The organism is Roseovarius salincola (genome assembly GCF_026891095.1).
Lineage (GTDB): Bacteria > Pseudomonadota > Alphaproteobacteria > Rhodobacterales > Rhodobacteraceae > Roseovarius > Roseovarius salincola.
Genome location: NZ_JAPTNL010000005.1, coordinates 177,120 through 185,452 on the forward strand (window position 1 = coordinate 177,120; position 8,333 = coordinate 185,452).

At 63.5% G+C, this 8,333-nt stretch carries 10 protein-coding genes; 1 reads left to right on the forward strand and 9 read right to left on the reverse strand.

All coding sequences use genetic code 11. The features are described from left to right. Positions 1-35 precede the first annotated feature (35 nt). On the reverse strand, positions 36-716 hold the full coding sequence (gene infC / locus N5A93_RS08565) for a translation initiation factor IF-3 (protein WP_268954670.1): 681 nt from the start codon (positions 714-716) through the stop codon (positions 36-38). A gap of 90 nt (positions 717-806) precedes the next feature. On the opposite strand from infC, the gene N5A93_RS08570 reads away from it, so the two are divergent. Beyond that, entirely contained in the window at positions 807-1,640 is an 834-nt protein-coding gene (locus tag N5A93_RS08570) for a translation initiation factor 3 (RefSeq protein WP_268954671.1), read from the forward strand. An 84-nt stretch (positions 1,641-1,724) separates the two neighbouring features. Here N5A93_RS08570 and N5A93_RS08575 read toward each other — a convergent pair whose 3' ends face one another. From N5A93_RS08575 to cysG, 8 genes are all read right to left on the reverse strand, one after another. Then, positions 1,725-2,576, reverse strand: a complete 852-nt coding sequence (locus N5A93_RS08575; RefSeq protein ID WP_328405969.1) for a ferredoxin--NADP reductase — start codon at positions 2,574-2,576, stop codon at positions 1,725-1,727. A gap of 51 nt (positions 2,577-2,627) precedes the next feature. Next, the gene (locus tag N5A93_RS08580) at positions 2,628-2,750 is read right to left on the reverse strand and encodes a hypothetical protein (protein WP_268954672.1); all 123 of its coding nucleotides are present in this window, start codon (positions 2,748-2,750) and stop codon (positions 2,628-2,630) included. After that, positions 2,747-3,481 (reverse strand): phosphoadenylyl-sulfate reductase, encoded by a 735-nt coding sequence (locus N5A93_RS08585; RefSeq protein WP_268954673.1) that lies wholly within the window; start codon positions 3,479-3,481, stop codon positions 2,747-2,749. Before N5A93_RS08585 ends, N5A93_RS08580 begins: the two co-directional genes overlap by 4 nt. 207 nt (positions 3,482-3,688) lie before the next feature. Next, the gene (locus N5A93_RS08590) at positions 3,689-4,093 is read right to left on the reverse strand and encodes a DUF934 domain-containing protein (protein WP_268954674.1); all 405 of its coding nucleotides are present in this window, start codon (positions 4,091-4,093) and stop codon (positions 3,689-3,691) included. Next, positions 4,090-4,824, reverse strand: coding sequence for a phosphoadenylyl-sulfate reductase (locus tag N5A93_RS08595; protein ID WP_268954675.1), 735 nt, complete (start codon positions 4,822-4,824; stop codon positions 4,090-4,092). The genes N5A93_RS08590 and N5A93_RS08595 overlap by 4 nt, the downstream gene beginning before the upstream one ends. Next, on the reverse strand, positions 4,811-6,478 hold the full coding sequence (locus N5A93_RS08600; RefSeq protein ID WP_268954676.1) for a nitrite/sulfite reductase: 1,668 nt from the start codon (positions 6,476-6,478) through the stop codon (positions 4,811-4,813). The genes N5A93_RS08595 and N5A93_RS08600 overlap by 14 nt, the downstream gene beginning before the upstream one ends. After that, positions 6,471-6,779: a DUF2849 domain-containing protein gene (locus tag N5A93_RS08605; RefSeq protein ID WP_268954677.1), complete on the reverse strand. Its 309-nt coding sequence runs from the start codon at positions 6,777-6,779 to the stop codon at positions 6,471-6,473. Before N5A93_RS08605 ends, N5A93_RS08600 begins: the two co-directional genes overlap by 8 nt. A gap of 1 nt (position 6,780) precedes the next feature. Further along, positions 6,781-8,178: a siroheme synthase CysG gene (gene cysG, locus N5A93_RS08610; RefSeq protein ID WP_268954678.1), complete on the reverse strand. Its 1,398-nt coding sequence runs from the start codon at positions 8,176-8,178 to the stop codon at positions 6,781-6,783. Positions 8,179-8,333: the final 155 nt, after the last annotated feature.

The window sequence follows — 8,333 nt, forward strand, 5'->3', positions numbered from 1 at the left end:
CGGTTCGGTTCCCGATGCGGAGGGCGCGTCTTGCGCTAGCGGGCGGCGGGGCCGATGATCATGATCATCTGGCGCCCTTCCATCTTGGGCATATTCTCGACCTTGCCGACGTCCTTGACGTCCTCGGCCACGCGATGCAGCAGATTGCGGCCCAGATCCTGGTGGGCCATTTCACGACCGCGAAACCGCAGCGTGATCTTGACCTTGTCGCCATTCTCAAGGAACTTCAGGACGTTGCGCATCTTGACGTCATAGTCATGCGTGTCGGTGTTGGGCCGGAACTTGACCTCTTTCACCTCGATGATCTTCTGCTTCTTGCGGGCCTCGGCCTCGCGTTTCTGCTGTTCGTACTTGTACTTGCCGAAATCCATGATCTTGCAGACCGGGGGGCTGGCGTTGGGCGAGATCTCGACGAGGTCCAAACCGACCTCTTCGGCCATTTCCATAGCGCGCTCCGGCGTCACGAGGCCGACGTTCTCCCCCTCTGCGCCGATCAGGCGGATTTCGGTTGCGCGGATCTTGTCGTTGACTCGGGGGCCAGTGTCGCGCGTCGGGGGCGCGTTGTGCGGTCTGCGGGCTATGGCTTCGTTCCTTCGGTTGTTGGCAAAATCTGAAGTTGGAAGGTAACCGTGCGCGGGGCGTGTTTCAAGCGGCAAAATAGGCTGTTCTGAGCCGATAATCGGGTATTTCCCCCTTGCAGCTTTTCTTTCGGACACACATCTGTGATCAGGTGCTTTCAATGTTCCGGCAGAATGCCGGGAGTAGCGTTCGTGGGGAATATGAAAATGAGAAACCTTCTATGGATCGTGGTCGCGCTGGTGGTGCTGGCTGGCGGCTACATGCTGTTCACTGGAAAGACGGTGACTGAGATCAGCGAAGATCTGAGCGGCGCCGTGGATACGCCCGAGGCGCTTGAGGATGCCACGAGCGCGGCGGGTGATACGGCCAGCGATGCTGCGGATGCGGTTGAAGAGGCAGCCGAAGCGACGAGTGAAGCCGCCGGTGATGCGGTTGACGCTGCTGCGGAAGCGGCGGGCGAGGCGGCCGATACGGTTGAAGAGGCTGGCGAAGCGACGAGCGAAGCCGCTGGCGATGCGGTTGACGCTGCTGCGGAAGCGGCGGGCGAGGCGGCCGATACGGTCGAGACCACCGCGAGCGAAGCTGCCGACAGCGCGAGCGAAGCCGCCGACAGTGCCGTTGATGCCGCGACCGGGACCGCCGAGGAGGCCGCAGAGGCCACCGAAAGCGCCGTCGATGCCGCAGTCGAAAGCGCAGAAGGCGCCGCCGACAGCGCAACCGAGGCGGCGCAGGACGACGCTGCCAGCGAAGCCGCCGACACGGCAACCGAGTCAGCCGATGCCGCCGCAGATAGCAGCGCGGATATGGCAACCGAGGCCACCGATGGTGCTGAAGCCGCCGGTGACGGCACCGGTGAAACTGCCGCCGCGGCCAGTGACGAGGTGAATGAAGCGCTGACCGTCGATGGCTTCGACATGGATAAAGTGGCCGAGATGATCGACAATTCGGAGCTGGGCAGCACGCAGAAAGCGTTGCTGAAAGGCGCGCTGGAACAGGCGCAAAGCAATCCCGACCTGCTGAAATCGGCGCTTGATAACGTGCGCGAGGCGTTGAATCTCTGAACGCGGCCACTGACCCCAAAGAAAACCCCGCGCCGGATGACCGGCGCGGGGTTTTTTCATCTAACGGCGCGCCGCGCGCGTGCGTCAGTCGAGGAAGGCTTTTTCGACGACATATTCCTTCGGGTCGGAATTCGCGCCTTCGCCCAGCCCGTATTCCTCAAGCATCTCCTTGATCTCGAGGTTGAACGCCAGATTGCCGCAGACCATCGCGCGGTCGGTTTCGGGGCAGAGCGGCGCGACGCCCAGATCCTCGAACACTTCGCCCGAGCGCATCAGGTCTGTGATGCGGCCCATCTTGGGGCTTTCCTCGCGGGTGGTCGTGGGATAGTAGCGCAGCTTTTCGTGGAACCCTTCGCCGATCAGTTCTTCGAGCAGCTCGTCGTTGCGGATGTTGTCGATCAGCATGCGGCCATATTCCAGTTCGCCCACTTCGCGGCAGGTATGGGTCAGGATCACCTCTTCGTAATCGGTATAGGTCTGGGGATCGCGCAAGAGCGAGGCGAAAGGCGCGATGCCGGTGCCAGTGGCGAAGAACCAGAGCCGCTTGCCGGGCAGCAACGCGTCATGCACCAGCGTGCCCACGGGCTTGGGGCGCATGATGATCTGGTCGCCCGGCTGGATATGCTGAAGGCGGCTGGTCAGCGGGCCGTCCTGCACCTTGATCGAGTAGAATTCCAGCTCGTCATCCCAGGAGGGCGAGGCGATGGAATAGGCCCGCAGAAGCGGCTTTTCCTTGCCGGTCTTCTCATCGGTCTGCATCAGGCCGATCATCACGAACTCGCCCGAGCGAAAGCGCAGCGTCGCGGGCCGCGTCATCCGGAACGAAAAAAGCCGGTCGGTCCAGTGGGTCACTTCGGTGACCGTCTGGGCGTCGGGCATGGCGGGTTTCTTGACGGCCTTCGCGGCTGCTTCTGTCACGGTCATGATCTCGTTCATTGCTCCAACTTGCCGGTCTGGTTAGACCGACACCTATAAGTAATCTTTGATTCAGCTCAGGTGAAGGGTGGTTTGTCCGCGCATCTGCGCGCGATGGTGATATGCGGGCCAATCTGGGTCGAAAAGCGAACGATCTTCGGGCAGGCGCATGAATTCGGTGTGAATTCCGCTCATGTGCTGTCTCCTTTCCGAGTGATCTTTCCGTTCACGATGTGAATCCCGCATTCTGATTTTTCCTTGCCACGCCAACGGCCTGCGCGGACGTCTTCGCCGGTTTTGACGCTGCTGGTGCAGGGCGTGCAGCCGATCGAAGGGTAACCGTGCGCGACCAGCGGATGGCGGGGCAGGTTGTTTTCCTCGATATAGGCTTCGGTATCCCCAAGGGTCCAGTGGACCAGCGGATTGACCTTGATGCGGCCGGTCTCGGGTTCGGCCTCGAAGAAATCGAGATTGGAGCGGGTGTCGCCCTGGTAACGCTTGCGACCCGTGATCCAGCCGTCAAATCCGGACAGGGCGCGTTGCAACGGTTCGGTCTTGCGCAGCGCGCAGCAGGCATCGGGAGCGGTTTGCCACAGCGACTCGTCCGGATCGCGCGCCTCCAGCGCCGCGGCATCCGGGCGGATGATGCGCAGGTCTTGCAGATCAAGCAGCTCGGTCAGTTCCTGCTGGTAAGCCAGTGTTTCGTCAAACAGCAAATCCGTGTCGATGAAGATCATCGGCAGGTTGCGCTGCGTCTTCTCAACCATATGCAAGAGCACTGCGGATTCGGCCCCGAAGCTTGAGACCAGCGCCAGCTTTCCGAGATCGGGATCGCGCAGCGCGTGGTGAAGCACGTCGCAGGCTGCGTAATCTTTGTAACGGGCATTGAGTGCCGCCACGCGGGCGGCAGGATCACGCGGCTGCATAGGCTGGCTCCCTGACGATGCGCGGAAGGGAACGCAAAGGCGGCTTCGCCTTGCGGGGCTGGCGCCGGGCGTCGGGCATGGCGGTAGGGTTGATGGCCCTTGCGGGTGATTTTGTCACTGTACCGATCTCATTCGTTACGCCAACATGCCGATTGGTTAAACCGACACCTGCGACTAATCTTTGATTCAGGTCAGATGAAAGGAAGCTTATCCGCGCATGCGCGCCTGATAATCATGCGCACGCCAATCGGCGCGGAAGAGCCACTGATCCTCGGGCTGGCGCGCGGCCAGATCCTCGGGGATCTCGATCTCGTCGAAACCGGCGCGTCGCGCCATCGCGTATTGATCGGCGATCACGTGACCGCGTGCGCGCAGGCGGCCCTTGTAGCCCATCAGGCGCAACTGCCGCGCGATGGTGAAGCCGCGACCGTCCGAGAAACTGGGAAAATCCACCCGGATCAGCGGTATCTCGGGCAGGCGCCCGGCCAGTTCCATCGGATCGGCGCTGGAGGGCAGATCGATGCCGTAGCCGCTGCGCGCGTCCTCCAGCGCCGTGAGCGGGAGGGTCCAGTCATCGGGGCGAAAGCCGTGGTCATTGACGATGATGCTCATGCGTTTTCTCCTTGTCGCACGATCTTTCCGTTCACGAAGTGAATGCCGCATTCGGTCTTCTTCTGCCCGCGCCAACGGCCTGCGCGGGGGTCTTCGCCATTTCTGACGTGGCTGGTGCAGGGCATGCAGCCGATCGAGGGGTAGCCGCGTGCCACCAGCGGATGCCGGGGCAGGCGGTTTTCCTCCATGTAGGTGCGGATATCGCCGGGCGCCCAATGAGCCAGGGGGTTGACCTTGATGCGGCCGGTGCCCGGTTCGGCCTCGAAGAATTCGAGGCGGGCGCGGGTCTGGCCCTGGTAGCGCTTGCGCCCGGTGACCCAGCCGTCGAACCCTTTGAGCGCGCGTTGCAGCGGCGCGGTCTTGCGCAGTGCGCAGCAGGCATCGGGTGCGGTGCGGTGCAGCGTGGCATCGGGGTCGCGCGCATCAAGATCGGCGGCATCGGCGCGGATGATACGCATGTCGCGCAGGTCCAGACGCTCGGCCAGCTCCTGTTGGTAGACCAGCGTCTCGGCAAAAAGCATCTCGGTGTCGATGAAAAGCACCGGTGTCTCGCGCCGCGCCAGTGCCACCATGTGCAAGAGCACCACGGATTCGGCCCCGAAGCTGGAGACCAGCGCGAGGTCTCCGGCCTCGGAATCGTGCAGCGCGGCGCGCAGCACGTCGCTGGCCGAATGGTGGCGATAGCGCGCATTGAGCGCGGCCACGCGGGATGCGGGATCACTCGGCTGCATGGGCGCGGACCTTTTCGTAAAGCGCGGATTTGAAGGGCTCCATCCCAATGCGGCGGTAGGTTTGCAGGAAGGTTTCCTGCCGGTCCTGGCGATAATCGAGATATGTCTCGATGATGCGCTCGATAGCGGGCACGATGTCGTCGGCCGAGAAACCCGGCCCGGTGCGCTGCCCGAGAGCCGCGTCCTGCGTATGATCGCCGCCAAGGGTGATCTGGTAGTTCTCGACACCGGCACGGTCGAGCCCGAGAATGCCGATCTGGCCGACATGGTGATGCCCGCAGGCATTGATGCAGCCCGATATCTTGATCTTCAACTCACCAATTTCGTGTTCCAGCTTCAATTCGTCGAAGCGGGTGGCGATTTCCTGCGCGATGGGGATCGAGCGCGCCGTGGCGAGGGCGCAGTAATCCATGCCGGGGCAGGCGATGATATCCGAAATGAGGCCGATATTGGCGGTGGCCAGCCCATGTCGTTTCAGGATGGCATGAAGCGCGGGCAGGTCGGATTTATGCACATGCGGCAGGATCACGTTCTGTTCGTGGCTGATGCGCAGCTCGTCATGGCCGTAGAACTGGGCGAGGTCGGCCATCACGCGCATCTGCGCGGCGGTGGCATCGCCGGGGGTGGCGCCATGCGCCTTGAGGCTGATCTGGACGATGGCGTAGCCGGGCGCGCGATGCGTCGCGAGGTTCGTATCGGCCCAGGCACGGAAAACCGGGTCGGCGCTGTAGGCCGTATCAAAGCTTTCGGTGCCGGCCTTGCGAAAGGCGGGTGGGGCAAAAGCGGCCTTGATCTCTTCGAAAAGCGCAAGATCGACGCCGCTGAAGGCGGGGCGCACCAGCTTGAACCGTTCGGCGACGCGGGCGCGGATATCGTCGATGCCGTGTTCATGGACGGTGATCTTGATGCGGCTTTTGTACTTGTTGTCGCGCCGTCCGATCTGGTTCCAGACGCTGACGATGGATTCCAGATAGGGCAGAAGATCGTCCTGGGTGATGAAATCGTTCAGCACCTTGCCGATCATGGGCGTGCGCCCGAGGCCGCCGCCGACAATCACGCGATAGCCCTGTTCTGTGCCGCGCGTGACGATCTGAAGGCCGATGTCATGTGCCTTGATGACGGCACGGTCATTGGGGCTGCCGGTGACGGCGATCTTGAACTTGCGCGGCAGGAACTGGAATTCCGGGTGGTCGGTGGACCATTGCCGGATCAGTTCTGCGACCGGGCGGGGGTCGGCGATCTCGTCCTCGGCGGCGCCCGCGAAATGGTCGGCGGTGACGTTGCGGATGGTGTTGCCGCTGGTCTGGATGGCATGCATCCCGACCTCCGCCAACGCATCCAGCATATCCGGCACATCGGGCAGCTTTGGCCAGTTGTACTGGATGTTCTGGCGGGTGGTGAAATGGCCATAACCCTTGTCCCAGCGTTCCGCGATATAGGCCAGTTGGCGCATCTTGGCGCTGTCGAGCGTGCCGTAGGGAATGGCGACGCGCAGCATGTAGGCGTGCAGTTGCAGGTAAAGCCCGTTCATAAGGCGCAGCGGCTTGAACTCGTCCTCGGTCAGCGCGCCACTGACGCGGCGCTCCACCTGCTGGCGGAACTGGCGGTTGCGCGCGGCGACGAAGGCGGCGTCGAATTCGCTGTAATCATACATCGGAAAGCTCCGCTTGTTTGCCGTGGCGGTAGTTGGAGGGACCGCTGCGCCGGAAATCCTCGCGAAAATGGGTGGGTTCGGGGCCATTCGGGCCGTCGGTGACATCGGCAAGATAGACGCCGACCACCTGATCGGGCTGACCTTCGGCCATGAGCTGACGCAGCTGTGCATGGGCCTCGTCGGTGATCAGCTCGGCCTGCGCCAGATCGCGCGTCCAGCGATCATCGGCGGTGAGGTAAACCACGTCGCCCTCGAGCAGGGCGTTGGCGGTGACGACCTTGGGAGTGAATGCGCGGGGCATGTCAGGCAAGCTCCTGTTCGGCATGGGAAAGGGCGGCCTGCGCGGCGCGCGGGGCCAGCCCGTAAAAGGTGAGCGCGGGACCATCCCAGATGCCCTGCGCCAGATCGCGTGGCAATTGGCCAAGCGTCGTGGAGAGGATGCGCTGATCGGGGCGCGAGGCGTTCTCGATCACCGTGACCGGGGTGGCGCGATCGGCGCCATGCATCAGCAGTCGGCCCTGGATGAACCGGGCCGCGGCCTTGCCCATATAGACCGCGGCGATCTCGCCGGGGCGGGCCAGGGCGCGCCAGTCGTGATCGGCAAAGCCCTTCATGTCATGCCCCGTCAGGAAGCGGACCGCGCCGTTGCGCTGGCGTTTTGTCAGGCTCTGGCCGATGGCGGCGACACTGGCCGAGGCGGCGGTGATGCCGGGCACGATATGCCAGGCGATCCCGGCGTTCTCGATGGCGTCGATCTCTTCGTCAAGGCGCGCGAACATCGTCGGATCGCCCCCCTTGAGGCGCACGACCTGCGCGCCTTCCCGTGCATGGGCGACGATCAGGCTGTCGATCTCGCCTTGCGAAATGGAGGGGCCGAAACCCTGCTTGCCCGCGTCGATCAGGATCGCTTCGCGGCGGGCCAGTTCAAGGATTCCTTGTGTCACCAGGCGATCATGAATCACCACGTCAGCCGTATCGAGCGCCTTGCGCGCCTTCAGTGTCAGCAGGTCCGGATCGCCGGGGCCGGCGCCGACGAATGCGACGTGGCCGGGGCGGCTGGCCGGTGCGGCGCTATGGCGCGCAAGCAGGCGTTCAAGCGCCGGTTTGACCCCATGTTCGCCACTTTCGCAGATGGCGCGCGGGCCGGTATCGAAATAATACTCGCTCCAGAAATCGCGCCGCGCGCGGCCCATCGGCAGGATATCCGCGACGGCGCGAAACGCCTTGCCGATCCGGGCGAGCGGGCCAAGCGTGGCGGGCAGGCGCGCTTCGAGGTCGGCCTTGATCGCGCGCGCCAGCACGGGGGCCGCGCCTTCGGTGCCGATGGCCACGGTCACGGGGTCGCGATCGACGATGGCCGGGGTGATGAAGCGGCTGTCCTCGAGGTTATCGACGATATTGACCAGCACGCCTTCGGCCTCGGCGATGGCGGCGGTGCGGGCGTCTTCGGCGCTGTCCTCGTCAGCCGCATAGAACAGAACTGCGCCGCGCGCATCCCCGGCGGCGAGCGCACGGCGATGGAGGGTCAGGCGGTTGTCTTTCGCCCAGGCGACGATCTCCGGGGCAGGGGCCTGGGCAAAGACCTCGATGCGCGCTTGGGTCTTGAGGATCAGGCGCAGCTTGGCCAGCGCCGCCTCGCCACCGCCCGACAGGATGATGCGGCGGCCCTCGACGGACAGGAAAACCGGGAAATGTTTCATGAGCAGGGCCTCGGCGTTCTGTTTGACTTGTCTCGAAACATAGGAAATATTCCCGGTTAAAGCGTCCCGCCTTTAACCTGCGACATATCCGGCAGCAGTGAAGTAATTCCAGCATTCTTCGGGTGAGTAGAGGTCGCAGATATCGGCGATTGCAT